The 25,367-nt window shown below is 52.0% G+C and carries 20 protein-coding genes; 12 read left to right on the top strand and 8 right to left on the bottom strand.

Annotated elements, in window-relative coordinates; translation table 11 throughout:
• Positions 1–33 precede the first annotated feature (33 nt).
• Positions 34–1,977 carry an exoribonuclease II gene (locus tag J1781_RS22155; RefSeq protein WP_129951318.1) on the top strand — a complete coding sequence of 648 codons (1,944 nt, stop codon included), beginning with the start codon at positions 34–36 and terminating at the stop codon, positions 1,975–1,977.
• A gap of 123 nt (positions 1,978–2,100) precedes the next feature.
• On the opposite strand, the gene cbl is transcribed toward J1781_RS22155, so the two are convergent.
• The gene (gene cbl, locus J1781_RS22150) at positions 2,101–3,054 is read right to left on the bottom strand and encodes an HTH-type transcriptional regulator Cbl (protein ID WP_129951319.1); all 954 of its coding nucleotides are present in this window, start codon (positions 3,052–3,054) and stop codon (positions 2,101–2,103) included.
• 196 nt (positions 3,055–3,250) lie between these two features.
• Positions 3,251–4,195, bottom strand: coding sequence for a 2-hydroxyacid dehydrogenase (locus J1781_RS22145; protein WP_217138658.1), 945 nt, complete (start codon positions 4,193–4,195; stop codon positions 3,251–3,253).
• Positions 4,196–4,406: 211 nt separating this feature from the next.
• Between J1781_RS22145 and glgX the strand changes: the two genes are divergently transcribed.
• A complete protein-coding gene (gene glgX, locus J1781_RS22140; protein WP_129951321.1) occupies positions 4,407–6,692 on the top strand; it encodes a glycogen debranching protein GlgX in 2,286 nt (761 codons plus the stop codon).
• 133 nt (positions 6,693–6,825) lie between these two features.
• Here the strand turns inward: glgX and apbE are convergent, their stop codons facing one another.
• Together apbE and smrA are read right to left on the bottom strand one after the other, a co-directional pair.
• The gene (gene apbE / locus J1781_RS22135) at positions 6,826–7,866 is read right to left on the bottom strand and encodes an FAD:protein FMN transferase ApbE (protein ID WP_129990701.1); all 1,041 of its coding nucleotides are present in this window, start codon (positions 7,864–7,866) and stop codon (positions 6,826–6,828) included.
• Between the two features lie 114 nt (positions 7,867–7,980).
• Positions 7,981–8,547, bottom strand: coding sequence for a DNA endonuclease SmrA (smrA, locus tag J1781_RS22130; protein WP_217156697.1), 567 nt, complete (start codon positions 8,545–8,547; stop codon positions 7,981–7,983).
• A 214-nt stretch (positions 8,548–8,761) separates the two neighbouring features.
• Here smrA and J1781_RS22125 point away from each other — a divergent pair, with 214 nt between their 5' ends.
• Together J1781_RS22125 and J1781_RS22120 are read left to right on the top strand one after the other, a co-directional pair.
• Entirely contained in the window at positions 8,762–9,577 is an 816-nt protein-coding gene (locus tag J1781_RS22125; protein WP_217234209.1) for a mannosyl-3-phosphoglycerate phosphatase-related protein, read from the top strand.
• A 119-nt stretch (positions 9,578–9,696) separates the two neighbouring features.
• Positions 9,697–10,917 (top strand): glycosyltransferase family protein, encoded by a 1,221-nt coding sequence (locus tag J1781_RS22120; RefSeq protein ID WP_129951325.1) that lies wholly within the window; start codon positions 9,697–9,699, stop codon positions 10,915–10,917.
• 79 nt (positions 10,918–10,996) lie between these two features.
• On the opposite strand, the gene J1781_RS22115 is transcribed toward J1781_RS22120, so the two are convergent.
• Positions 10,997–12,022 carry a TerC/Alx family metal homeostasis membrane protein gene (locus J1781_RS22115; RefSeq protein ID WP_217138662.1) on the bottom strand — a complete coding sequence of 342 codons (1,026 nt, stop codon included), beginning with the start codon at positions 12,020–12,022 and terminating at the stop codon, positions 10,997–10,999.
• A gap of 440 nt (positions 12,023–12,462) precedes the next feature.
• Here J1781_RS22115 and J1781_RS22110 point away from each other — a divergent pair, with 440 nt between their 5' ends.
• Both J1781_RS22110 and uspE read left to right on the top strand, forming a co-directional pair.
• Complete coding sequence (locus J1781_RS22110; RefSeq protein ID WP_013575564.1) at positions 12,463–13,218, top strand: fumarate/nitrate reduction transcriptional regulator Fnr; 756 nt, start codon at positions 12,463–12,465, stop codon at positions 13,216–13,218.
• A 134-nt stretch (positions 13,219–13,352) separates the two neighbouring features.
• On the top strand, positions 13,353–14,309 hold the full coding sequence (uspE, locus tag J1781_RS22105) for a universal stress protein UspE (RefSeq protein WP_217234208.1): 957 nt from the start codon (positions 13,353–13,355) through the stop codon (positions 14,307–14,309).
• 63 nt (positions 14,310–14,372) lie between these two features.
• On the opposite strand, the gene pntB is transcribed toward uspE, so the two are convergent.
• Positions 14,373–15,764, bottom strand: a complete 1,392-nt coding sequence (gene pntB / locus J1781_RS22100; RefSeq protein WP_129951328.1) for a Re/Si-specific NAD(P)(+) transhydrogenase subunit beta — start codon at positions 15,762–15,764, stop codon at positions 14,373–14,375.
• Positions 15,765–15,774: 10 nt separating this feature from the next.
• A complete protein-coding gene (gene pntA / locus J1781_RS22095) occupies positions 15,775–17,304 on the bottom strand; it encodes a Re/Si-specific NAD(P)(+) transhydrogenase subunit alpha (protein WP_129951329.1) in 1,530 nt (509 codons plus the stop codon).
• A 536-nt stretch (positions 17,305–17,840) separates the two neighbouring features.
• On the opposite strand from pntA, the gene ydgH reads away from it, so the two are divergent.
• The gene (ydgH, locus tag J1781_RS22090; protein WP_129951330.1) at positions 17,841–18,794 is read left to right on the top strand and encodes a DUF1471 family protein YdgH; all 954 of its coding nucleotides are present in this window, start codon (positions 17,841–17,843) and stop codon (positions 18,792–18,794) included.
• Between the two features lie 77 nt (positions 18,795–18,871).
• Here ydgH and J1781_RS22085 read toward each other — a convergent pair whose 3' ends face one another.
• The gene (locus tag J1781_RS22085) at positions 18,872–19,984 is read right to left on the bottom strand and encodes a dipeptidase (protein ID WP_129951331.1); all 1,113 of its coding nucleotides are present in this window, start codon (positions 19,982–19,984) and stop codon (positions 18,872–18,874) included.
• 237 nt (positions 19,985–20,221) lie between these two features.
• Between J1781_RS22085 and J1781_RS22080 the strand changes: the two genes are divergently transcribed.
• The 5 genes from J1781_RS22080 to J1781_RS22060 are packed head-to-tail and all read left to right on the top strand — an operon-like array spanning position 20,222 to position 25,350.
• Positions 20,222–21,817, top strand: coding sequence for an ABC transporter substrate-binding protein (locus J1781_RS22080; RefSeq protein ID WP_217219583.1), 1,596 nt, complete (start codon positions 20,222–20,224; stop codon positions 21,815–21,817).
• Positions 21,814–22,827, top strand: a complete 1,014-nt coding sequence (locus J1781_RS22075) for an ABC transporter permease (protein WP_129951333.1) — start codon at positions 21,814–21,816, stop codon at positions 22,825–22,827. Before J1781_RS22080 ends, J1781_RS22075 begins: the two co-directional genes overlap by 4 nt.
• On the top strand, positions 22,824–23,750 hold the full coding sequence (locus J1781_RS22070) for an ABC transporter permease (RefSeq protein WP_129951334.1): 927 nt from the start codon (positions 22,824–22,826) through the stop codon (positions 23,748–23,750). Before J1781_RS22075 ends, J1781_RS22070 begins: the two co-directional genes overlap by 4 nt.
• Positions 23,750–24,580 carry an ABC transporter ATP-binding protein gene (locus J1781_RS22065; protein ID WP_217157285.1) on the top strand — a complete coding sequence of 277 codons (831 nt, stop codon included), beginning with the start codon at positions 23,750–23,752 and terminating at the stop codon, positions 24,578–24,580. Before J1781_RS22070 ends, J1781_RS22065 begins: the two co-directional genes overlap by 1 nt.
• A complete protein-coding gene (locus J1781_RS22060) occupies positions 24,577–25,350 on the top strand; it encodes an ABC transporter ATP-binding protein (RefSeq protein WP_129951335.1) in 774 nt (257 codons plus the stop codon). Before J1781_RS22065 ends, J1781_RS22060 begins: the two co-directional genes overlap by 4 nt.
• The last annotated feature ends 17 nt before the right edge of the window (positions 25,351–25,367 follow it).

The raw sequence follows: 25,367 nt of genomic DNA, 5'->3' as shown, positions 1-25,367 counted from the left end.
CGAGCCACATTAACCCCCAATTCTCTGGACGATATGTTTCAAGATAACCCGCTGCTCGCGCAGCTAAAACAGCAACTTCACTCTCAGACTCCACGTGTTGAAGGCATCGTGAAAGGCACTGAGAAAGGCTTTGGCTTTCTTGAAGTAGAGGGTCAAAAAAGCTATTTCATTCCCCCTCCGTACATGAAAAAAGTCATGCACGGGGATCGCGTTATCGCTTCACTGCAAACCGAAAAAGAGCGTGAAGTCGTCCAGCCGGAAAAGTTGGTTGAACCTTTTCTCAGCCGTTTTGTTGGCCGTGTAACGAAGAAAGATGACCGCCTTTCTGTCATTCCTGATCATCCTTTATTACGTGATGCTATTCAGTGCCGCGTTGCCCGCAATATCAATCATGAAGTGAGCGACGGTGACTGGTGTGTGGCTGAGATGCGCCGCCACCCGCTGAAAGAAGGCGACCACAGTTTCCAGGCTGAAATCACCGAATGGATCACGACCGGGGCCGACGAACTTGCGCCGTGGTGGGTGACGCTGGCCCGTCATAACCTCGAACGTGAAGCGCCAAAAACGGATATTGCCGAACTGCGCGATGAAGGTCTGACCCGCGAAGACCTGACTGCCCTGCCATTTGTCACTATTGACAGCGGCAGTACGCAGGACATGGATGACGCACTGTATGTTAAAGACAACGGTGACGGCACCCTGCAAATGACTGTCGCGATTGCTGACCCGACGGCTTACGTCAGCGAAGGCAGCGATCTGGACAATATTGCGAAAAAACGCGCCTTCACCAACTATTTGCCAGGCTTCAACATCCCGATGCTGCCGCGCGAATTGTCCGATGATATCTGTTCACTGTGGCCGGACGTCAGCCGTCCGGTTCTGGCGTGTTCTGTTACCGTGGGCACTGATGGCTCACTGGGCAGCGACATTCGCTTCTTCGCCGCGACTATCGAATCAAAAGCCAAGCTGGCGTACGACGACGTGTCTGACTGGCTGGAAGCGGATGAGAAAAGCGAATGGCAACCGGCCAGCGATGTGATTGCCTCCCAGATCCGCCTGCTGAAACGCGTCTGTGACGTGCGCAGTGCATGGCGTACCGAGCATGCACTGGTGTTCAAAGATCGTCCTGATTACCGCTTCGTGCTGGGTGAGAAAGGCAATGTACTGGAAATCATCGCTGAGCATCGCCGCATTGCCAACCGCATTGTTGAAGAATCGATGATTGCCGCCAACGTCTGTGCAGCGATTGCCCTGCGTGACAGCCTCGGTTTCGGCGTTTACAACGTGCATACCGGTTTTGACCCGTTACTGGTTGAAAACGCAATCACCGTGTTGCAGGCCAATGACGTTGAGGCTAATGCTGAAGAACTGCTGACCCTGCCAGGTTTCTGCGCACTGCGTCGCAAGCTTGATGCTTTACCCACGCAGTTCCTTGACAGCCGCATCCGCCGTTTCCAGACCTTTGCGGAAATCAGCACCACACCAGGGCCGCACTTCGGTCTGGGCCTGGAAGCTTACGCCACCTGGACATCACCTATCCGTAAATACGGCGATATGGTGAACCACCGTTTGCTGAAAGCGATGATCCTGCAACAGTCTGCTGAAAAACCTCAGGATGACATGACCCTTCAGTTGGCAGAACGTCGCCGTGCTAACCGCATGGCCGAACGTGACGTCGGTGACTGGCTGTATGCCCGTTATCTGGAAGATAAAGTCGGTACTGAGGTTAAGTTCAGCGCCGAGATCATCGATGTCACGCGCGGCGGCCTGCGTGTCCGTCTGCAAGATATCGGTGCCGTAGCATTTATCCCGGCTCCGTTCCTGCACAGTGTGCGTGATGAGCTGGTCTGCAGCGCAGAGACGGGCACCGTGCTGATCAAAGGTGAAGTGGCCTATCGTCAGAGTGACATCATTGATGTGAACATTGCGGAAGTCCGCATGGAAAACCGGAATGTGATTGCCAAACCGGCAGTTTAAGGTTTCGCTTTCAGCGAAGATAAAAAACCGGTCATTTGACCGGTTTTTTTATGTCCTAAAGAGGCCGTGCTGAGAAAGTGCTCTGTTCGCTCCTCCCCCTTCGCAGGGAGCCAGCCCGTTATCTCAGATCTGATAGTCAATCACCGGTTCGCCGCCCGTTGCAAACACCTTCTCTTTAATCTCATTGACCGACAGCCCCGGATTACATAACTCGATAAATCGCCAGACGTAGTTTCTCTGCAACTGGGCTTTCTTCAGCCCCAGCCAGACCGTATTGGCTTCAAATAAATGTTCCGCGTTGATCAACTGAAGACCGGTATCACGGTTGGCTTCAAATGCTTTATCAGCCAGGATCCCCACGCCCAGTCCCAGTTCGACGTATGTCTTAATCACATCAGAATCCTGCGCACTCAGCACGATATCAGCGGTCAGTGCGGCACGGCTGAAAGCCTCATCAAGACGGGAACGTCCGGTGATACCCTGACGATAGGTGATCAAAGGCTGTTCGCTCAGATGCTGTAACGTCAGCGGGTGTTGCAGCGTCAGCGGATGCCCCTGCGGTACCACGATGGCATGATGCCAGCGGTAATAAGGAAATGCGGCGACTGACGGATCATTCATCAGCCTTTCACTGGCGATGGCCACATCCGCCTGCCCGCTGAGCAACATTGCCAGCACTTCCTGTGGTGAACCCTGATGTAACTCGAGACGGACCCCCGGATAAATGGCACGGAAGGCTTTGATAACTTTAGGCAAACTGTAACGTGCCTGAGTGTGAGTGGTGGCGATGGTCAGCACACCCGCGTCTTCTTTGGAGAAAACATCCGCCAGACGCCGGATATTCTGCGCCTCGTTAAGAATTCTCTCGGCGACTGCCAGCAACTCTTTACCCGGCTCAGTCAGCCCCAGTAAGCGCTTTCCACGACGGATAAATATCTCAACGCCCAGTTCATCTTCCAGCTCGCGGATATGACGGCTGACACCTGACTGCGACGTGAACAGCATGTTCGATACTTCTGTCAGGTTGTAATTGCATCGCGCTGATTCCCGTATAATTTTGAGTTGTTGAAAGTTCACCGCAGTCTGCCTCTTTGCTTGCCGAAAACCCTATTGTTACGATCTGTTGCTATGCCAGACAAATAAGAAAAAGCGGTTACTTATGCTTTTTACGACTATAGGAGACAGGCGATGATTTTTGACGATCGTAAAAAACGCCGGTAACCGGCGTTTTCAGGTTTTAAAACCTCTCAGCAACATGCTAACAATCCGCAGATTACTCTGGCACCGGCGTCATGACCGGTTTCCCGCTAAAATGAGCCTCAAGGTTTGCCAGAACCAGTGTCAGCATGTTTTCGACGGATTCCGGCGAACGGCCTGCAACATGTGGCGTGAGCACCAGATTATCCAGCGTGAACATTTCCGGCGGCACCTGCGGCTCACCGTCCACCACATCCAGCGCGGCACCGGCGATGGCATTATTGTGCAGGCTGGCAATCAGTGCGGCACTGTCCACCACGCTTCCCCGCGCGATATTAATCAAAAAGCCTTCAGGCCCCAGCGCATGAAGCACCGCAGCGTCCACCAGCCTGACGGTGTTTTTGCCGCCCGGCGTCGCCACCACCAGATAATCAGCCCATTCAGCCAGATCCGTGGTCGTGAGGAAATAACGGTACGGGCTGTCTTCCTGTTGCCGCCGGTTGTGATACCCAATCTCCATATCAAATCCGCCTGATGCGCGGCGGGCAATCAATGCACCGATGTTACCCAGGCCGATAATACCCAGACGTTTACCCGCCATTCCCGGTGTATTCCAGCGCGTTTTTTTCCATTCCCCCGTGCGTACGGCGGCATCAAATTGGGGAATTCTTCGGGTAATAGCCAGCATCAGGGCCAGCGTATGGTCCGCCACTGAGGCGTTATTGGTGCCGGGGCCATTGGTGACATGAATACCCCGTTGTCTTGCTGCGGCGACATCAATATGTTCAAAGCCCACTCCCTGCGCACAAATGATTTCCAGTGCCGGTAACACCTCCATTTCCGTTGCGCTTAATCCGATGCTGCCAATGGTTAATACCCCGCGGATTTGCCGGGCGATCTGCGGATCAAGGTTTGCGCGCTGTTCAGGCGAGGTCGCAAAATAAAGGCAAAAACCGGCGGCCTCAAAACGGCCAGGATAGCCAGCATCAAGTTCAATATGGCTGAGCAACGCAATGGTCATGGAGTTTCCTCGGGATAATGTCAGTCAATCACTAGCAGGCTAGCTTTTTCGCTTTCACTATCAACGATGCGCTTTCCCTTGTACAGCTTTTCGGCGGTTTACAGGAGAAGTTACCAAGTCCGGTCTACACTGCTTGTTATCGTCTGCATGCACGCAGTCGACCCCTTCGGCAATTTTTGTCAGATTTCCCTGAAACGGAGTGACGTCAAGTATGGCAAAGGCCCGATCCAGCAAGAAGATAAGTAAGCCTGTTGTAACAACGGAAGAAACCCGCACCATTCCGGCACATTTACAGGTTGATATTGCAGTAGATGAGTTTGGCGTGCGGATTATTGAGCCTTACAGTGATGGTGAGATTGTTCGCAGTTTCGATTCCGGGCACACCACACGGGTACGCGAAGGATTGCCGGTGCCACTGGGTGCGACCTGGGACGGACTGGGCGTCAATTTCGCGCTGTTTTCAGCTAACGCCACCAAGGTTGAGCTGTGTCTTTTTAACGAAGACGGTGAGCAATACGATGTCATCGAACTTCCGGAATATACCGATGAAGTCTGGCACGGTTATCTGCCGGATGCCCGTCCCGGCCTGCTGTATGCCTATCGCGTACACGGCCCCTATGCGCCGCACGATGGCCACCGGTTTAATCCCGCCAAGTTACTGCTCGACCCTTACGCCAAACAGATTGTCGGCGAACTGAAATGGGACGATGCGCTGTTCGCCTATGACCTGCAAAGCCCGAAGAAAGATTTGCACATTGATAATACTGACAGCGCCGCGTTTTTGCCTAAATGCCGGGTGATTGATCCCGCATTCTCGTGGGCCCGTTCCCGAAAAAGACACATTCCCTGGGAAAAAACTCTGATTTATGAGACGCATGTCCGCGGTTATACCATGCGCCATCCGGCAGTACCCGAGCATCTGCGCGGCACGTTTTCCGGCATGAGCACGCCACATATCGTGGACTATATCCGTTCTCTCGGCGTCACGTCTGTCGAGCTGATGCCTGTTCATGCTTTTACCGATGACCGGCATTTGCAGGATAATGGTCTGCATAATTTCTGGGGCTATAACACGCTGAGTTTCTTTGCGCCGCATCCGCAATATATGGCGACGCAAACCGTTAATGAGTTCAAACAGATGATTGCCACCCTGCATGCCGCAGGCATTGAGGTTATTCTGGATGTCGTTTATAACCACACCGCCGAAGGTAACGAGCTGGGTCCGACGCTGTCTTTCAAAGGTATCGACAACGCCAGCTATTACCGGCTGATGCCGGACAATAAGCGTTATTACATAAACGATACCGGTACCGGCAATACGCTCAATCTCAGCCATCCCCGCGTATTACAGATGGTCACCGACTCGCTGCGATACTGGGCAACTGAAATGCAGGTCGATGGTTTTCGCTTTGATCTGGCAACCATCCTCGGACGTGAAAGCTATGGTTTTGATGAGGGCTGCGGCTTTCTCGACACCTGCCGCCAGGATCCTATCCTCAGCCAATGTAAACTGATCGCCGAACCCTGGGATTGTGGCCCCGGCGGATATCAGGTGGGCGGCTTCCCGCCAGGCTGGATGGAATGGAACGACCGGTTCCGTGACACGGTGCGTAAATTCTGGCGTGGCGATGAAGGTCAGCTGGCGCAGTTTGTTACACGACTTTCCGGTTCAGCAGACTTGTTTAATCACCGGGGCCGCAAGCCTTATGCTTCCGTGAATTTCATTACTGCCCACGACGGTTTCACGCTCAATGACTGGGTGTCGTATGCCAATAAACACAACGAGGCAAATGGCGAAAACGGCGAAGATGGCAGCGATAACAACATTTCCGCGAACTATGGTGTGGAAGGCCCGACTGACGATCCGGCCATCAATGAACTGCGACAGCGGCAAATGCGCAATATGCTGGCGACGTTGTTGCTTTCTCAGGGGACGCCGATGCTGCTTGCGGGTGATGAGTTTGGCCGCTCGCAGAACGGCAATAACAACGCCTATTGTCAGGACACGGATATTGCCTGGGTAAACTGGGATATTGGAGACAAAGGCAAGGCGCTGTTGCTATTCACCTACCGGCTCATTGCTTTGCGTAAACGCTTCCCGATATTGCACCGGGGACGCTTCCTGACTGGCGCGCTGCATGAAAAACTGGGAGTGAAGGATGTGAGCTGGTTCCAGCCACAGGGGCAGGAAATGTCCGATGCAGCCTGGAAAGATCCTCATGCCAAATGCATTGCGATGTTGCTCGATGGCCGTGCCCAGCCGACCGGTCTGGTGCGGCAGGGCTCGCTAAGCACGGTACTGCTACTGTTCAACGCGTCACATGAAGACGTGGTGTTCACGTTGCCTTCGGTGGCGCATGGTGAAAGCTGGCGACATATTTTCGATACCTTCCAGCCGGATGACATCAACGAGCATAACTTTGAATTTGGCCGCGAGTACATCTGCACGTCCCGCACTGTGGTGTTATTCGAGCTGCTCAGCACCGCGAAACACTAAGGTTTTGGCGCGGCTTCAGATTAATAAGCATCTGAAGCCGCGCCTGCCGCCCTGCTGCATAAAGTCACAGTCATGCCTTCAGACAGCCCTGTCCCGCCGGGCTTTGCATCCAAACGGCACCGTGAGCCTTAACCTATTCCGGGTCTTTCAGATAGGCTTTGAATTGCTCAGACATGTAGCTTTTAAACGTGTCGCCGTCTTTGGTGATGAGGTACACCGCCAGATGTTGTTGCTCTGCCAGCGCCAGCGCTTTACGGGTCCCCAACACCATCAGGCCAGTATCCCAGCCGTCCGCTTCCAGCGCCGTCGGCGCAATCACTGTCGCCGATACCAGTTTGTGCGTGATCGGCGAACCGGTCGCCGGATCAATGATGTGCGAGAGACGTTTGCCATTGAGTTCGTAATAATTACGATAACTGCCGGAGGTGCTGATCCCCATGCCCTGTAAATCAACAATCGCCTGTACCGCCGTTTCTTTATCAGTTGGTTTCTGAATTGCCACCTGCCAGGGTTTGCCCTGCGCGTTATGCCCGCGGGAAACCACCGCGCCACCAACTGACACCAGATAATTGCTGATGCCGTTACCTTCTATTAAACGTGCCAGATGATCAGTCGCGTAGCCTTCGCCCACGGTCGAGAGATCAACATACATACCGGCTAAATCTTTTTGAAGGTACTGTCCGTCACTTTGCTGGATCACTTTAAGATGCTGTAAACCGGTGCGGGCGCGGGCGGCATCGATTTGTTCCGGCGTCGGGATTTTTACCGGTTGTTTGTCCGGCCCGAATCCCCACAGATTCACCAGCGGGCCGACAGTGATATCCATCGCGCCGCCAGTGAGCCGGCCAATCCGGAGGGAGGTGACAACCGCATCCGCCATCCCCTGACTGACGGGCTGCGGCACGTTGCCCTGATATTGATTAAAACGCGACAGTACAGAGTCATCTTTGTAAGTCGACAACTGGTGATCATCTTCCTTGAGCTGCATTTCAATTTGTTCACGCAGCGCCGGTTCCCGGTTTTTATCCACGCCAGCCAGACTGACACGGTAAAACGTACCCATCGTTTTGCCCTCAATCACCAGTGGCTCAGGAACATTGCGATCGCAGGCAGATAAAAGGCTGACGCCGCACAACACAAGTGTACAGCGCAGGTAAACCGGTTTTAAGAACATGGATATAACTCGATTAGGTGCCCGTCACCGGGCATGAAAAGTATCAGGACAGTAAAGGGTAATGCTTAAACCACGACACAACGGACACCCCGATGACCGGTCGCGCCATAAAAATTACCGGCTGCGTTTTGCATGGCGCTCCCAGTTCTCCTGTTTTGCCTGCGCGGTTTTCTTCAACGCGACATAACAGGCACCGGCTCCGCCGTCTTTCTGAACAGCAACGCAAAACGCCTGCACGTCGTCGAGCTGCTGCAGCCATTTGGCAATATAACTGCGTACAATATTTGCATGGCTTTCATCTTCCCGACCACGCCCGTGAATGATCAGCAAAGTGCGTAAATTTTCAGCCTGCGCCTGACAGAAAAAAGTGAAAAGTTCCTGACGGCACTGCTCTACTGGCTTGCGCAGCAGGTTCAGGCTGGCTTCCAGCGGATATTTCCCCTGCCGGAGTTTATCCAGCACTCCCTGTTGCACACCGTCGTGTTTGTATTCGAGAGGCTCATCGCAAGGCTGAATATTCAGAAAACCGGTAGTCAGCGGATTCTCACGCACTTCTGACACCGTATCTGCACTCACCTTATGCCCGGAAGCGGAGTTTTTGAGGTAGACCACCCGTTTATCCGACGCCAGTGGCTGTACACCTGCCATCTCCTGACTGAATAAATCATCATCTTCGCTCATCTGATTACCTCTTTTTCAGCGGTGGAACTGCCCCAAATTATCGCCATAAACCCGCTGCGGGTAAAGCCGCATGCCAGTGGAACTGCGCCGGTAAAAATTCCGGAAATGGCCTGACAACCGTTAAAACTCATTTTTATATCTATACTTAGCTGCTGGGGAAGAAGTAAACCATTGAGCTTACGCTGACATTCCCTGCCCCAATTGAGGAGAAAAGATGCCTTACCTTGATGATCCCTTGATTATTTTCACTGACCTGGATGGCTCATTGCTTGACCATCATGATTACAGTTGGCAACCCGCGCAGCCCTGGCTGGATAAACTCTCGGCGGCACAGGTTCCGTTAATTTTGACGACCAGCAAAACGTCAGCCGAAGTGGCGGAATTGCAATCTGCCCTGAACCTGACACAACAGCCTTTTATTGCAGAAAATGGCGCAATCATTCACTTGCCGCCTGACTGGCGGGACGAAGCCGCCGTGCCATTTCACATTTCCGGCGCGGGTTATCCTGAGATCCGCCAGATTCTGGTGGCTCTGCGCCAGCGTTATGATTTCGAGTTTCGTGGCTTTGGTGATGTCACGGCCAGGCAGGTTGCCCTGTGGACCGGACTCACAGAGGAAGAGGCAGCACTGGCGATGCAGCGTGATGCATCTGAACCGCTGCTCTGGTTCGGTAATGATCTGGATTTCGCACGCCTGAAAAAATGTCTGATGCGCGAAGGCCTCTCACTGACACGCGGCGGGCGTTTCTGGCATGTGATGGGAACCGGCGCCGGTAAAGGTCAGGCGGTGCAATGGTTATCAGATCGCTATCAGCAAAAACGCGGTCAGCCGGTGATAAGCATGGGTCTGGGAGATGGTCCGAATGATTTATCAATGCTGGAAGCGGTGAATTATGCCGTGGTGATCAAAGGCCATCATGAGCATGAGATGCCGCTGCAGCGGGAGGATGTGGCACATATTTTCCGCACTGATGAGCCTGGCCCGCACGGCTGGAGTCAGGGGCTGAATCATTTTATTACCCTTCGTTGAGGGTAATACGTAAAAGGCAAATGATTTTATTAATAGATTGTTTTCACATTGTTTAACGTTTTGTGTTTACACAGAAGACTTCCAATAATTTTATCTATTCTAAAATTGGAGAATACCGTATGAGCGATTTTTATCAGGATGGTGTCATTACTAATTTCCATAATCTGACAAACCGTAAAGTTGAAGAACTCGAATACGATTTGCAGGTGTTCTCCGGCCGCCGTTCGATGGGATTAATATTACCGTCATTATTTTCCGAACTGGAAGGCCCGGCGCTGAGCCGTATCGTTGATGAGCTGACGAAAGTCCCCTATCTGGAAGAAATCGTTATTGGATTAGATCGCGCTGACCGCGATCAATTTTTATTTGCCCGCGAATTTTTCTCCCGACTGCCACAACGTCACCGCATTTTATGGAATGACGGTCCGCGCCTGACAGCACTGGATGAAGAGCTGAAGAAAGAAAATCTTTCGCCCAATGAACCCGGTAAAGGTCGTAATGTCTGGTTTTGTGTGGGCTATACGCTGGCCTCACGCCGCACCTCTGTCGTCGGGCTGCATGATTGTGACATTGTCACTTATAGCCGTGAGATGCTGGCGCGTCTGATGTATCCGGTGGCGAATCCGAACTTCCACTACGATTTTTGCAAAGGCTATTATGCCCGTGTGGCAGACGGAAAATTCAACGGTCGTGTCGGCCGCCTGCTGGTTTTCCCGTTACTGAAATCCCTGCAAATCGTTTACGGCCACTCTGATTTTCTTGAATATCTGCGTACTTTCCGTTATCCGCTTTCCGGTGAATTCGCGATGCGCACGCATGTTCTGAACGATTTACGTATTCCGAGTGACTGGGGGCTGGAAATTGGCGTGTTGTCAGAATTGCATCGAAATACGGCGACCAAACGTATTTGCCAGGTGGATATCGCCGACAATTACGATCATAAGCACCAGCCGATGTCAGAAGAAGATGCGTCAAATGGTTTACAGCGCATGAGTATTGATATTACCAAAGCGCTGTACCGAAAGATGGCAATTCTGGGTGTCAATATTACCAGTGAGTCTTTCCGGATACTGAAAGCCACTTATTACCGGAATGCGCTGGATATGATTGACGGATTTGAAAATGATGCGCGTATGAACGGTTTGTCTTTTGACCGTCACAGCGAGGAATCGGCAGTAGAATTGTTCTCGGGTGCGATCATGGAAGCGGGTCAGGCTTTTGTGGATACACCGAGCGAAAAACCCTTTATCCCCAGCTGGAGCCGCGTGCAATCAGCCTTCCCTGATATGCTTGACCGCATTCATGAAGCGGTTGAAAAAGATAACGAAGGCGACGTGTAACGCCGTTTCAAACGAATGACCACTGAACGTAAAAACGCTGCAATCGCAGCGTTTTTTATGGGTGAATCTCAGGGTTGTGTTATACGGCGTCTTTTTTTCCGGGGAAAAGTAAGCTGGCAATAATACCTAACGCCAGAACGCCCAGCACCACATAAAGGCTGGCTAATGCGCTGATTTCAATACCATGATGCCACAAGTGATTACTGGCGTTCAGCGCCAGTTTGGCAGCCACGAAGAACAGCAGGAAAATTACTGATTTCTCCAGATGCACCAGATATTTACGCAGCGCTTCCAGCACAAAATACATCGTACGCAGACCGAGAACGGCAAACATCATTGCGGAATACACAATCAGGGGTTCACGACTGACAGCGATCACCGCGGGCACGCTGTCAAAGGCAAACATCAGATCGGAAATTTCTACCACGGCGATGCACAGCAATAACGGCGTTGCATAGCGCATGCCCTTCTTCACGGTAAAACTGAATCCCTGATTTTCAGGCTTTGCCAGTTCAGCTTCTACCTGCTCACTGCTGACCAGAAAATGTGGCCCCACCAGTTTAGGAAATACCGGGAAGAAACGGCGCACCAGTCGGTTGGCAATATGATCAGAGTAATCATCAGTTTCCTCATCATCTTTCCCGGCGCGCATCATCAGAATAGCGGTCCAGAGAATGACCACCGCAAATACCATTTCTACCCAGGGCCCCAGTGCCAGCAAACCGGTACCAATCACCACGAAAATGCCGCGGAAAACAATCGCGCCAATCACCCCCCAGTAAAGAATGCGGTGACGATAGCCATCCGGTACTTTAAACCAGGCGAAAATGGCCATAATCACAAACAGGTTATCAATGGAAAGTACCTGTTCCAGTGCATAACCGGTGAGGAAAAGACTGGCGACTTCCTTCCCGTGGTGAATATATAAAAATCCGGCAAAACTCAGAGAAACAGCGATCCAGAATACGGTCCAGAGGGAGGCACTTATCAGGCCGATAGGCTTATGACTGCGGTGGGCAAAGATGTCGGTCAGCAATGCCGCAACGGCTACAACAATAAAAACGATCGTGGTTTCAAACGGAAACCCCAGAGAATCAGACTGCATTACACCTTTCCTAAAAGTAAACGAAAGCTAAACGAATTAAGGCATTGTAAGCGGTTGTGAGGTGAATGGGTATCAAAGTCGATCCGCCACGGCGTTTTATGCCATAATCCGGGGCGTTTTTTTGCTGCCAGGATTCAAAAAATCTGACCGATACCGCCCCCAGACGGATATTGAAGTTCACATTTCCTCTCTTAAATTGATTCATTCGACTTATTTTCTTAAATCTCAATATTCATTTGCTTAATAAATTGATCCCGCTTTTAAGCTCATTGATTCTCAATTAGCTTCAATTCTTCGTGCAGATCAAAATAATTAGAAAAAAAACCCGTTAAAAAACGGGGTTTTTTAACATTTCGCCCTTTTAGCACCTTACAGCCACTTATCACTCGCTGCAAAAGATGTTAAAATTGACCCATATCAATATTGCCAGAGTGACTCTTATGATCCCGGAAAAGCGTATTATTCGACGTATCCAGTCTGGTGGCTGTGCAATCCATTGTCAGGACTGTAGCATCAGCCAGCTTTGTATTCCTTTCACCCTGAACGAACATGAACTCGATCAGTTAGACAACATTATCGAAAGGAAAAAGCCGATCCAAAAAGGTCAGGCATTGTTTAAAGCCGGTGATGAACTGAAGTCTTTATATGCGATTCGTTCCGGCACCATTAAAAGTTACACCATCACTGAGCAAGGCGATGAGCAAATCACTGGCTTCCACCTCGCGGGCGATTTAGTGGGTTTTGATGCCATTGGTGGTTTACAGCATCCAAGTTTTGCACAAGCATTGGAAACGTCCATGGTTTGTGAAATTCCGTTTGAGACCCTCGACGATCTCTCAGGAAAAATGCCGAATCTGCGCCAGCAAATGATGCGTCTGATGAGCGGTGAGATTAAAGGCGACCAGGATATGATCCTGCTGTTGTCGAAGAAAAATGCGGAAGAAAGACTGGCTGCATTTATCTACAACCTCTCCCGCCGCTTTGCACAACGTGGTTTCTCACAGCGCGAATTCCGCCTGACCATGACCCGTGGCGACATCGGTAATTACCTCGGCCTGACCGTGGAAACCATCAGCCGTTTACTCGGCCGTTTCCAGAAATCAGAAATGTTGAGCGTAAAAGGTAAATATATCACCATTGAGAATCATGAAATGCTTTCTCAGTTAGCCGGTCAGTCGGCCCCGGTTTCTGCCTGATAATTGTGAATCGGATCTGCAAGCAATAATTTGTTGATCCGACTCAATTTCTCCTCTGTCCGATTGCTTAATCTTGGTTTACTCTGTACTTAATACACTGACCGCCGTTCTTTTACAGGTGTTAAGGAGTCCCCATGGCTAAGTATCAGAATTTACTGGTTGCTATAGACCCCAATCAGGATGACCAACCCGCACTGCGTCGTGCCGTTTATCTGGTGCAACGTAATGGCGGCCGTATTAAAGCCTTTCTGTCCATTTATGACTTCTCCTATGAGATGACCACTATGCTGTCGCCAGACGAACGGACCAGTATGCGACAAAGTGTGATCAGCGAACGGGAAGAATGGATTAAAGAACAGTGTCGGTATTATATCGAAGCGGGCATTCCCATTGATATCAAAGTTGTCTGGCATAACAAACCTTTCGAAGCCATTATTCAGGAAGTCGTTTCCTCACATCACGACTTGCTGTTAAAAATGGCCCATCAGCACGATCGCCTTGAGTCAGTTATTTTCACCCCGACAGACTGGAACTTGCTGCGTAAATGTCCGTGTCCGGTGTGGATGGTGAAAGACCAGCCGTGGCCGGAAGGTGGCAAAGCGGTTGTTGCCGTCAACCTTTCCAGCGAAGAGCCTTATCACGATCAGCTCAACATTAAGCTGGTGAAAGAAACTATTGAATTGGCGTCTCACGTTAACCAGACGGAAGTACATCTGGTGGGCGCTTATCCGGTTACCCCTATCAACATTGCTATCGAACTGCCCGATTTTGACCCGAGCGTGTATAACGATGCAATCCGCGGTCAGCATCTGATCGCGATGAAAGCATTGCGTCAAAAATTCCAGCTGGATGAGAAGTTCACGCATGTGGAAAAAGGTCTGCCCGAAGAAGTCATTCCTGACCTTGCAGAGCATTTGCAGGCGGGTGTCGTTGTTCTCGGCGCTATTGGCCGCACCGGCCTTTCCGCTGCATTTTTAGGTAACACAACCGAGCAGGTGATCGACCATCTGAAATGCGATTTGCTGGCAATCAAACCGGATGATTTCGAATGCCCTATTACGCCCGATGACGAAGAAGATGAAGACGAATAAAATCTGATTCATGCATAAATAAAGGCCAGTCGACTGACTGGCCTTTTTCATTACTGAGGGTGATTACAATGCACGCAGAATTTTCTCTACGCTTTCTTTGGCATCACCAAACAGCATTTGGGTATTTTCTTTGAAGAACAGCGGGTTCTGCACACCGGCATAACCGGTATTCATTGAACGTTTAAATACGATCACGTTCTGCGCTTTCCATACTTCCAGCACTGGCATACCCGCGATCGGACTGCGCGGATCTTCCTGTGCAGCCGGGTTCACGGTGTCATTGGCCCCGATAACCAGCACAACGTCGGTATCGCTGAAATCATCATTGATCTCATCCATTTCCAGCACGATGTCATACGGCACTTTTGCTTCGGCCAGCAATACGTTCATATGTCCCGGCAGTCGTCCTGCAACAGGGTGAATACCGAAACGCACCTTGATACCTTTTGCCCGTAATTTCGCGGTGATGTCATGTACCGGATACTGTGCCTGAGCAACTGCCATTCCGTAGCCAGGAGTAATGATCACTGAACTGGCGTTTTTGAGCATGTCAGCCACTTCTTCCGCGCTGGCTTCGTGATATTCACCCATCTCTTCAGCATCACCGGTAGAAGAACCATCAGTACCGAAACCGCCTGCAATCACGCTAATGAATGAACGGTTCATGGCTTTACACATGATATAGGAAAGGATCGCACCGGAAGACCCCACCAGCGCACCGGTGACGATCAGCAAGTCGTTGCTGAGCATGAAACCCGCTGCAGCCGCAGCCCAACCGGAATAGGAGTTCAGCATGGAAACCACAACCGGCATATCAGCGCCGCCGATTGAGGACACCAGATGCCAGCCAAACGCCAGTGCGATCACGGTCATGATCAGTAATGCGAGAACCTGAAGTCCGATGCTTTCAGTGCGAACAAACATCACCATCAGCAGGAAGGAAACAACCAGCGCCGCCAGATTCAGTTTATGACGGTGTGGCAACGCCAGCGGTTTGGAAGAGATAATCCCCCGCAGTTTGCCAAACGCCACAATCGATCCGGTAAAGGTCACTGCGCCGATGAAGATACCGAGAAACACTTCGGTCAGATGGATATTTTCCATCACGCCTTCCATCGGCACTGCACCATGATCCAGATAGCTGTTAAAGCCTACCAAAACTGCGGCCAGACCCACGAAGCTGTGCAATATCGCCACCAGCTCAGGCATTTCGGTCATTTCGACTTTTCGTGCCAGATAAACACCAATCGCACCGCCTATCACCATAGCAACGATGATCCAGCCAACATTGCCGGAGTCTGGCCCGAGGATAGTCGCGATTAACGCGATTGCCATCCCGGTAACACCGAAAATATTACCCTGCTTCGATGTCTCATGTTTCGACAGCCCCGCAAGGCTGCAAATAAACAAAATGGCGGCAACAATATATGCTGCTGTTACTAAACCCCCAGACATATGTTACCCCTTAGTTCTTACGAAACATCTTCAGCATGCGCTGAGTGACGGTGAATCCGCCGAAAATATTGATACTGGCAATCAGAACCGCGACGAAGGACAGGAAACTCACCCAACCGCCGTGGCCAATTTGCAGTACGGCACCGACCACGATAATCCCTGAGATGGCGTTAGTGACCGACATCAGCGGAGTATGCAGCGCATGACTGACATTCCACACCACGTAATAACCGACCACGCATGACAACGCGAACACGGTAAAGTGGGAAAGGAACTCTTTCGGAGCCACATTCGCCAGCCAGCCAAACAATACAATCGCTACCGCCATAATGATGAATTTGGTCCACGGCGACGCCGGTTTGGCTTCAACTTTGGCAACCGGTTCTGCGGCTTTCGCAGCCTGAGGCTGAGCAGATACCTGAATCGGCGGTGCAGGCCAGGTGACTTCACCGGATCTGACCACGGTTACGCCGCGCACAACGGTATCCTCGAAATCAATCTCAATTTCACCGTTCTTTTCTTTGCACAGCAGCTTCAACAGGTTAACCAGGTTGGTGCCGTAAAGCTGGGAAGATTGCGTAGGCAGACGACTTGGCAAGTCGGTATAGCCGATAATCTTCACGCCGTTTTCAGTGGTGGTAATTTTGTCGGCGACGGTCAGTTCACAGTTACCCCCGGTCTGAGCAGCCAGATCGACGATCACACTGCCCGGCTTCATGGATGCGACCATCTCCTGGGTAATGAGCTTCGGTGCCGGACGGCCAGGGATCAGCGCCGTCGTAACGATAATGTCCACTTCTTCGGCCTGCGCTGCAAACAGCGCCATTTCCGCTTTAATGAACGCTTCGGACATCACTTTGGCATAACCGTCACCGCTGCCCGCTTCTTCCTCGAAATCCAGCTCGAGGAATTCAGCTCCCATACTCTGGACTTGCTCTTTCACTTCAGGGCGGGTATCGAACGCACGGACGATAGCACCGAGGCTACCTGCCGCACCAATAGCAGCCAGACCGGCCACACCGGCGCCGATAATCATCACTTTTGCCGGAGGTACTTTACCCGCAGCGGTGATTTGCCCGGTAAAGAAACGGCCAAATTCGTGCGCCGCTTCAACGATCGCACGATAACCGGCGATGTTAGCCATGGAACTCAGGGCATCGAGGGATTGCGCACGGGAAATTCGTGGCACGGAATCCATAGCCATTGCGGTCACCTGGCGGTCGGCCAGTTTTTGGATCAGCTCAGGGTTTTGCGCAGGCCAGATAAAGCTGACTAACGTGGTGCCTGCCTGTAATTTATCGATTTCATCGTTTTCAGGCGCATTCACCTTCAACACGATATCGGATTGCCATACATCATCGCCACTGACGACCGTCGCCCCCGCTTGTTCATACGCAGAGTCTTCAAAGCTGGCTAACTTACCGGCCCCCTGTTCGATAGCGACCGTAAAGCCAAGCTTCAGCAACTGTTCCACCGTTTTCGGTGTAGCTGCGACCCTGGCTTCATTGGTCAACCGCTCTCTTGGTACACCAATACGCATAATTTATTCCCTTCACCCTTTTCATTGATGATTTTGTCATCGACATAACAAATCACGTACAAGCCTGTCGGTTAATAGCCGTCACCGAATTTTATTTTTTCAGGCTGGTTATAACCTACTGAATATCTAATCAATAATCTACGTATCACAGTGATAGACAGGTAATTAATAATAAAAAAATTGATATAGTCCGCAAACCTGCTGCAAACCTTGAGAACCAAGCCTTTAATCCACCTTATAACGCGCATAACGCCGGATCAATCACTCAGCTCCCCCTTCCTTAACCCGCTCATGGTGGGCATAGAAGTTAGAAAATAGTGAATAATTAACATTTATTTCACTACCTGGATTATTCAACAAACTTATATACGTTATGTGTAGTGAAAAAAGTAATGTGATATGTCGTACGTGCTCGCATTATTGCCATAAATTGCTGAGACACTCGGCATTGTTACATGCAATAATCGGCCGCTAACCTGTTACACATCAAAAATTCAGCACGTTTCAACATTACTGCGCAAGGTGAAAGGATTTTTATGAAGCTGACAAAAACGATCATCGCATCGGCCCTGTTTTCTGTTTCTGCGCTGTCTGCTGCACATGCCGCGCAGGAAATTAGCCCGCAGAAAGCAGCAGCCATCAAGCCTTTTGATCGCATTGTTATTACCGGGCGGTTCAACACGCTGGGCGACGCCGCTGACGCCGTTTCCCGCCGTGCCGATACGCTGGGTGCAGATTATTTTTATATTCAGGATACCAACAGCACTAACAATAGCGGCAACTGGCGCGTAGTTGCAGACATCTATAAAAAAGATGCGCCAGAAATCAGCAAAGATCCGCACTATCGTGTTATCAACGGGGTGGTTGAATTGCCTAAAGACGTTGCTTACGGCCTCGAACCTTTCGATACCGTCACAGTTAACGGTTTCTACCGCAGCCAGCCAGACGTCAATGATGCCATTACGAAAGCAGCGAAAGAAAAAGGGGCATATTCCTTCTTCATCGTTCGCCAGATTGATGCCAACAGCGGCGGCAATCAGTACATCACTGCATTTATTTACAAGAAAGATGCGCAAAAGCGTGTTGTCCAGTCTCCGGATGCTATCCCTGCTGATTCTGAAGCCGGTAAAGCAGCACTGGCAGCAGGCGGTGCAGCAGCAGCCAGGGTTGAGATCCCCGGCGTGGCTTCCTCTGGTAGCCCAAGCCGTGATGTCGGCCGTTTCTTTGAAACACAATCCTCAACCGGTCAGCGCTACACGGTGACTGCTACTAACGGTGCTAAGATTCAGGAAGTGAATGACGTGACCGCTGCTCAGATGGTTCCGTTTGATTCCACCACTTTCACCGGCCACTTCAACAGCACCACGGATGTTTCGCAAGAAGTCGCGAACCGTGCAGCGGCCAAAGGCGCCAAGTTCTACCACATTACCCGCCAGTGGCAGAACAAAAGCGGCGGCAACCTGACTGTGAGCGCAGACTTCTTCAAATAAGTCTGAATAACAGCAGCAAAAAGGCAGCCCCGGTGGCTGCCTTTTCTTTTTTTACCGCGAGAACCTTTCTGGTCAGATTAGCTTCCCCAGGTACGCTCCAGCACGTTCACCCAGTTTTTGTAGCAGATTTTTTCCAGCAGTTCCTTGCCGTAGCCCGCTTTGCGCAACGCTTCAACCAGCACCGGTAACCCGCGCACATCTTTTAAAAACGGCGCCATTGAAGCTCCGTCAAAGTCCGATCCCAATCCGACCCCGTCCTCACCCAGGTGTTCAAGCAGGTAATCCACGTGACGCACCATGATATCGGTGCCGGTATCATCGCTGCGCTTGCCATCTTCGCGCAGGAATGGCACCGCAAAGTTCAGCCCGACGAACCCCTGGCTTTCTCTGATTGCTCCCAGTTGTTGATCGGTCAGGTTACGTGACTGCGGGCAGATGCTGAATGCATTGGAATGGCTCGCCACCAGCGGCGCATCACTTAACTCAGCCACCTGCCAGAACCCTTTTTCGTTGAGATGAGAGAGATCAATCATGATGCGTTTCTGGTTACAGGCTTTCACCAGACGCACCCCCGCCTCCGTCAGCCCCGGCCCGGTATCCGGTGAGGTTTGATATTTAAACGGGACACCCTCACCGAAAATGTTAGGCCGGCTCCATACCGGCCCCAGAGAACGCAACCCCATGCTGTAAAGCACATCGAGATTATACAACTCCTCATCAATCGCCTCGGCGCCCTCAATATGCATAACCACTGCTAATGCATGATTATCCATTGACTGTCTGATCTCCTGCGCAGTGCGGCAAATTTTCACCTTCCCCTGCGACTGCGCTTCGATTCTCAGCAGGAATGCCATCATGCCAAATGTGACATCACGTGCAAAATCGAAAGAAGGCGTCGGGGAAAAATCAGGATGTTTTTGAGTACCTTCCGGCAGAAAACGCGTATCCACTGAACGATCCGGCACGCTATTTGCTAGATCAACATCAGGAGTCGGCACCCATGCTGCGAAAAGCCCGCCAGCAAAGCCTGCTTCACGACAGCGCGGCAGGTCCAGTTGCCCGCTGGCGGGTCCCTGAAGGAATGCACGCTCAGGATCCTGGCGATGTGCTGTCCAAAGCTGCAGCAACACATCGTTATGTCCATCAAAAACCGGCATTAATTCTTCAGTTCCGTGCGCTACGTTATTCATAAAAAGCTCTACCTTTGATTAAGCATGACTAAGACAACGGAGATTTGTTCGTGCGGGGTGCAGTAAGACCGTCATGCTGCACCAGCGTTGAACAAAGACAGTACGCTTCAAATGCGTTTTCGATATGAGATGTCGACGACGTGTTTTTCATTTAAGCCCGTTGCCCGGAATTAAGTCAAGGGTATGGCACTGTAATTTTTAATTTTACTTTTATATATCAATCTCATGGGAGTAGTTATGGTTACCAGGCGTCAATTTGTTACCGGTTTTTCCGCAATACCTGTGCTGTCCTACCTGAAGTTTGATGCCGTGTTTGCTGCCACTCCGGCATCAATACTGGTCATGGCCATCCAGCTCGACATCGTTACCAGCCTTGATCCGCATGAAAGCTTCGAATCCGTGGGCAGTGAAATTACCGGCAATATGTATCAGCAACTGGTGAAACCTAAACTGGCGTCCCCTGATGAAATCGAGGGTGATCTGGCTGTTTCATGGACCGCTTCTGACGATAAAAAAACCTTTACCTTCAAGCTGGATCCGAAAGCCAAATGGGCCGATGGCAAACCGGTCACCGCAGAAGACGCCGCTTTCTCCCTGCAACGCGTGGTAAAACTTGATAAAAGCCCGGCCTATATTATTAACCAGTTTGGTTACACTAAAGATAACGTCGAAAGCCTGATCACCGCCCCTGACGCCGAAACGCTGGTGATTAAAACCGCTGAACCGGCATCTGAATCTTTCCTGCTCTATTGCCTGACCGCCAACGTCGGCAGCATCGTGCAAAAATCTGCCTGTCTGGCGAATCAGACCGGAGATGATCTGGGTAACGGATGGCTGAAGAAAAACAGTGCCGGTTCAGGTGCGTTCAAACTGCGCGACTGGAAAGTCAGCGAATCTGTGATTCTGGAAAGCAACAAAAACAACCCGCACGCGGGCAAGATCCAGCGCATCATTATGCGTCATATCATTGACCCTTCCGCACAGTTGCTGATGCTGCAAAAAGGCGATGTGGATATCGCCCGTAACCTGACCACCGAGCAGTTACGTCCGCTGATCAACGACAAAAACTTCACGCTGGTACAAAAAGGTATCGCCGGTACCTTTATGCTGTCTGCCAATACCGCACATCCGAATCTGGCTAAACCGCAGGTCTGGCAGGCGATCAAATGGGCCATCGATTACGAGAATATCCAGCAGCATATCGTGCCGCTGACGCATAAAATCCATCAGAGCTTCCTGCCGGAAGGTTTCCCGGCGGCAGTGAATACCATCATGTACAAACGTGATGTGGCTAAAGCCAAAGCGTTGCTGGCCGAAGCCGGTTTCCCTAACGGTTTTGAAATTACATTAGATCACTACTCCGCCTCACCCTCTTCTGACATTGTGCAGGCATTGCAGTCAAACCTCGCGGAAGTCGGGATTAAAGTCACGCTGCTGGCAGCGGAAAGTCGCCAGGTTCTGACCAAAATGCGTGCGCGTCAGCAACAACTGGCGATGACCCAATGGGGCGCGGACTACTTTGACCCTAACTCTAACGCCGAAGCCTTCTGCAGCAATCCCGATAATACCGACAAAGCCAAGAGTCGCACACTGGCATGGCGCTGCAGCTGGCAGGATAAAGAAATTTCAGATCTCAGCACCAAAGCGCTGAAAGAATCGGATCCGGCCACCCGCATCAAACTGTATGAAGAATTGCAGACCAGACATATGGAAAACAGCCCGTTTGCCATCATGCTGCAACCGACCATGACCGCCGCCTGCCGCAACGTGATTTCCGGCGTGGTATTAACTGTAATGAGCACCAGCCCCTACGAGAAGGTTGTTAAAGCGTGAGCAAGAGACTCAAAGGATTTCTGAGTACCTGCATCAGCGTTTGTCTTACTTTGTTTGGTCTGTCGGTAGTGACTTTTTTCATTGGTCGCGTCATGCCGACGGACCCGGTTCTGGCTGCGGTTGGCGATAACGCCCCGCAGGCAGTCGTCGAACGGGTTCGTCATGAAATGGGGCTGGATCAGCCCCTCTGGTTGCAGTTTTTCCATTATCTCAGTCAGGTATTCCACGGTGATTTAGGGCGATCCGCCCTGACCTCCAATCTGGTCACTACGGACATCGCCCGGTTTTTCCCCGCCACGCTGGAGCTGGCCACAGCGGCGATCATTATCGCCGCCATTGTCGGTATTCCGCTGGGTGTCTGGGCTGCTACCCGTCAGGGAAGCTGGATTGATCAGACTATCCGCGTGGTCTGTCTGGCCGGTCACTCGCTGCCGGTTTTCGTGCTGGCCCTGCTCAGCCTGCTGATTTTCTACTCCGCGCTGGGTATCGCGCCGGGACCGGGGCGCCAGGACATCATCTATCAGGATATGATCCCACAGGTGACCGGTTTACTGACGGTCGATTCCCTGCTGGCGGGTGATATGGGCGCATTTTGGGACGCGCTCGCTCATATGGTGCAGCCGGTTCTGATCCTCGCGTATTTCAGCATGGCCTACATTACCCGCATGACCCGCACTTTTATGCTCAACGCGTTGGGCGGCGAATATGTGATCACCGCCCGCGCCAAAGGCCTCCCGGCGCGACGGGTTATCTGGAAACATGCATTCCCCACCGTCGGCGTACAACTGATCACCGTGCTGGCCCTGACGTACGCAGGTTTGCTGGAAGGTGCCGTGGTCACAGAAAACGTCTTCTCCTGGCCGGGTCTTGGACAATATCTCACCGTGTCGCTGATGAACGCGGATATGAATCCGGTGATCGGCTCAACGTTGCTGATTGGCGCGATTTATGTGCTGCTCAACCTGCTGGCTGACCTTCTCTACCGACTATTGGATCCCCGCGTAAAATGAGCACTCTTCCTGTCACACCTCAACCCCGCGCGGGCAGCCGCGCCTGGCTGCTGGCGGATACGCCGCACACCCGTACGCAAGCCGTCTGGGGCCGCCGTTACCGTATCTGGCTTGGCCTGCGTAAAAATCCTCTGGCAGTCACCGGCCTGTTCACCGTGCTGCTTGTCTTGCTGGTTTCCCTCTGCGCCCCCTGGCTGACCAGTTATGACCCAGGTGTACAAGACCTGGCGCACCGTCTGGCGAAACCCTCTTCCCTGCACTGGCTGGGCACCGATGAACTGGGCCGCGACACCCTGAGCCGCATTCTTTATGGTGGCCGGATTACGCTCGGTATGGTGATCGTGGTAGTCGCGATCGTCGCCCCGTTAGGCTTGCTGATCGGTTGCGTGGCGGGTTATGCCGGCGGTTTACTCGATCGCATCCTGATGCGCATCACCGACATCTTTCTGGCCTTCCCGCGCCTGATTCTGGCACTGGCCTTTGTAGCTGCGCTGAAACCCGGTATCGAAAGCGCCATTCTGGCTATCGCCCTCACGGCCTGGCCACCGTATGCCCGCCTTGCGCGCGCGGAAACCATGCAGGTGCGCGGCACGGATTACATTGCCGCCTGCCGTCTGACCGGTGCGACACCAGCCCGCATCGTGCTGCACCATATTATGCCGCTGTGTGTGCCGAGCCTGGTAGTGCGTATCACACTCGACATGAGTTCGATCATTATCACTGCCGCCAGTCTGGGCTTTTTAGGCATGGGCGCTCAGCCGCCATCACCGGAATGGGGCGCGATGATAGCCACTGCCCGCCGGTTCCTGTTCAGTGAATGGTGGGTACCGTTAATTCCGGCCATAGCCATTTTTGTGACCTCTCTGGCGTTTAACTTCCTCGGCGACGGGCTGCGTGACGTTCTCGATCCTAAGGAGCAATGATGCTGGTTGATATTAAAGACTTGCATATTACATTTCAGACCAATAGCGGCAGTTTCGACGCCGTTCGCGGCGTATCGCTGTCATTGGGCAAGGAGAAATTTGGGATCGTGGGCGAAAGTGGCTCCGGTAAATCCCTGACAGCACGTTGCCTGATGAACCTTCTGCCTTCCGCTGCAAAGTGCCGCGCCGAAACGCTGTCTTTCGACGGCATCGATCTGCGCAATGCCAGCGAAAAGCAAATGCGTCAGATCCGCGGCAAGCGCGTGGGTTTCATTTTGCAGGATCCGAAGTATTCATTGAATCCGGTGATGCCGATTGGTAAACAGGTGGCAGAAGCCTGGCAAACACATAAAGGAGGCTCGAAAAAACAGGCGATGAATGCCGCCATAGAACTGCTCGATCAGGTGCGTATCCGTGATCCGCACAAAGTCGCGGGCCGTTATGCACATGAAGTCTCCGGCGGCATGGGCCAGCGCGTGATGATTGCCATGATGCTGGCACCGGATCCGGAGCTGATGATTGCCGATGAACCGACCAGCGCACTGGATGCCACCGTGCAGGCTGAGATTTTGCGTCTGCTGGATGACCTGGTGTCCGGTCGTGGTATGGGGCTGATTCTGATCAGCCATGATTTACCTCTGGTGTCGAAATTCTGCGACCGCGTGGCCGTCATGTACGCCGGGCGTATTGTCGAAACGTTACAGGCGGGTGATTTGCTCAAAGCACAACATCCTTACACGCGCGGACTGCTGGAATGCCTGCCGTCGCTCAAACATCCGCGGGACAGACTGCCGGTGCTGGTACGTGACGAAGCATGGAAAACCTCATGACAGTAGAATCCCCCCCTTTAGATAACAGCAAAATTATCCTCAATAACCTGCGCATCGCGTTCGGCGATACCGAGGTGGTGAAAGGCGTGAGTTTCAGTGTCGCACCCGGCGAATGTTTCGGCATCGTAGGAGAAAGCGGTTCGGGCAAATCCACAATTTTGCGCGCGCTGGCAGGGTTAAATCAGGCATGGTCCGGTGGGATGACCATTGGCGGCGAAGACCAGGTGCCGGTGCGTCAGAAACGCTTTTTCCGCCGCGTACAGATGGTATTTCAGGATCCGTACGGCTCGCTGCACCCGCGCCAGACCATTGACCGCATCCTCAGCGAACCGTTGATCGTGCACGGGTTTCTGAATATCGAAAAACGCATAACTGATGCGCTGGCTGAAGTTGGCCTGCCACAGGCGGTGCGTTTTCGCTTCCCGCATCAGCTTTCCGGCGGCCAACGCCAGCGGGTCGCTATCGCGCGGGCGATGATTTCAGAACCGGAAATTTTACTGCTCGATGAACCGACCTCGGCGCTGGATGTTTCAGTGCAGGCTGAGATCCTCAATCTGCTAAGCGACCTGCGTGAGCGCCGCAAACTGACTTATATTCTGGTCAGTCACAATCTGGCTGTCGTAACGCATCTTTGCACCAGCATTGGCGTGATGATTGGTGGTGAAATGGTCGAACTTCTGAGCGCGGACGATTTACGGATGGGCAACGTCAGCCATCCGCATACCGCTGAGTTGCGATCGTTAAGTCTCAGTTTAGAGGAACCCGAATAAACCTTCCTGCACGGAAG

The sequence above is a fragment of the Rahnella perminowiae genome, assembly GCF_019049695.1.
In the GTDB taxonomy this organism is placed as follows: domain Bacteria; phylum Pseudomonadota; class Gammaproteobacteria; order Enterobacterales; family Enterobacteriaceae; genus Rahnella; species Rahnella perminowiae.
This window is presented reverse-complemented; position numbering and strand designations above follow the sequence as displayed.

Coding starts and splice junctions, on each gene's coding strand:
- J1781_RS22155 (WP_129951318.1), top strand. CDS start 34: ATGTTTCAAGATAACCCGCTGCTCGCGCAGCTAAAACAGCAACTTCAC.
- J1781_RS22145 (WP_217138658.1), bottom strand. CDS start 4,195: ATGACCATTGCGTTGCTCAGCCATATTGAACTTGATGCTGGCTATCCT.
- glgX (WP_129951321.1), top strand. CDS start 4,407: ATGGCAAAGGCCCGATCCAGCAAGAAGATAAGTAAGCCTGTTGTAACA.
- apbE (WP_129990701.1), bottom strand. CDS start 7,866: ATGTTCTTAAAACCGGTTTACCTGCGCTGTACACTTGTGTTGTGCGGC.
- smrA (WP_217156697.1), bottom strand. CDS start 8,547: ATGAGCGAAGATGATGATTTATTCAGTCAGGAGATGGCAGGTGTACAG.
- J1781_RS22125 (WP_217234209.1), top strand. CDS start 8,762: ATGCCTTACCTTGATGATCCCTTGATTATTTTCACTGACCTGGATGGC.
- J1781_RS22120 (WP_129951325.1), top strand. CDS start 9,697: ATGAGCGATTTTTATCAGGATGGTGTCATTACTAATTTCCATAATCTG.
- J1781_RS22115 (WP_217138662.1), bottom strand. CDS start 12,022: ATGCAGTCTGATTCTCTGGGGTTTCCGTTTGAAACCACGATCGTTTTT.
- J1781_RS22110 (WP_013575564.1), top strand. CDS start 12,463: ATGATCCCGGAAAAGCGTATTATTCGACGTATCCAGTCTGGTGGCTGT.
- uspE (WP_217234208.1), top strand. CDS start 13,353: ATGGCTAAGTATCAGAATTTACTGGTTGCTATAGACCCCAATCAGGAT.
- pntB (WP_129951328.1), bottom strand. CDS start 15,764: ATGTCTGGGGGTTTAGTAACAGCAGCATATATTGTTGCCGCCATTTTG.
- pntA (WP_129951329.1), bottom strand. CDS start 17,304: ATGCGTATTGGTGTACCAAGAGAGCGGTTGACCAATGAAGCCAGGGTC.
- ydgH (WP_129951330.1), top strand. CDS start 17,841: ATGAAGCTGACAAAAACGATCATCGCATCGGCCCTGTTTTCTGTTTCT.
- J1781_RS22085 (WP_129951331.1), bottom strand. CDS start 19,984: ATGAATAACGTAGCGCACGGAACTGAAGAATTAATGCCGGTTTTTGAT.
- J1781_RS22080 (WP_217219583.1), top strand. CDS start 20,222: ATGGTTACCAGGCGTCAATTTGTTACCGGTTTTTCCGCAATACCTGTG.
- J1781_RS22070 (WP_129951334.1), top strand. CDS start 22,824: ATGAGCACTCTTCCTGTCACACCTCAACCCCGCGCGGGCAGCCGCGCC.
- J1781_RS22065 (WP_217157285.1), top strand. CDS start 23,750: ATGCTGGTTGATATTAAAGACTTGCATATTACATTTCAGACCAATAGC.
- J1781_RS22060 (WP_129951335.1), top strand. CDS start 24,577: ATGACAGTAGAATCCCCCCCTTTAGATAACAGCAAAATTATCCTCAAT.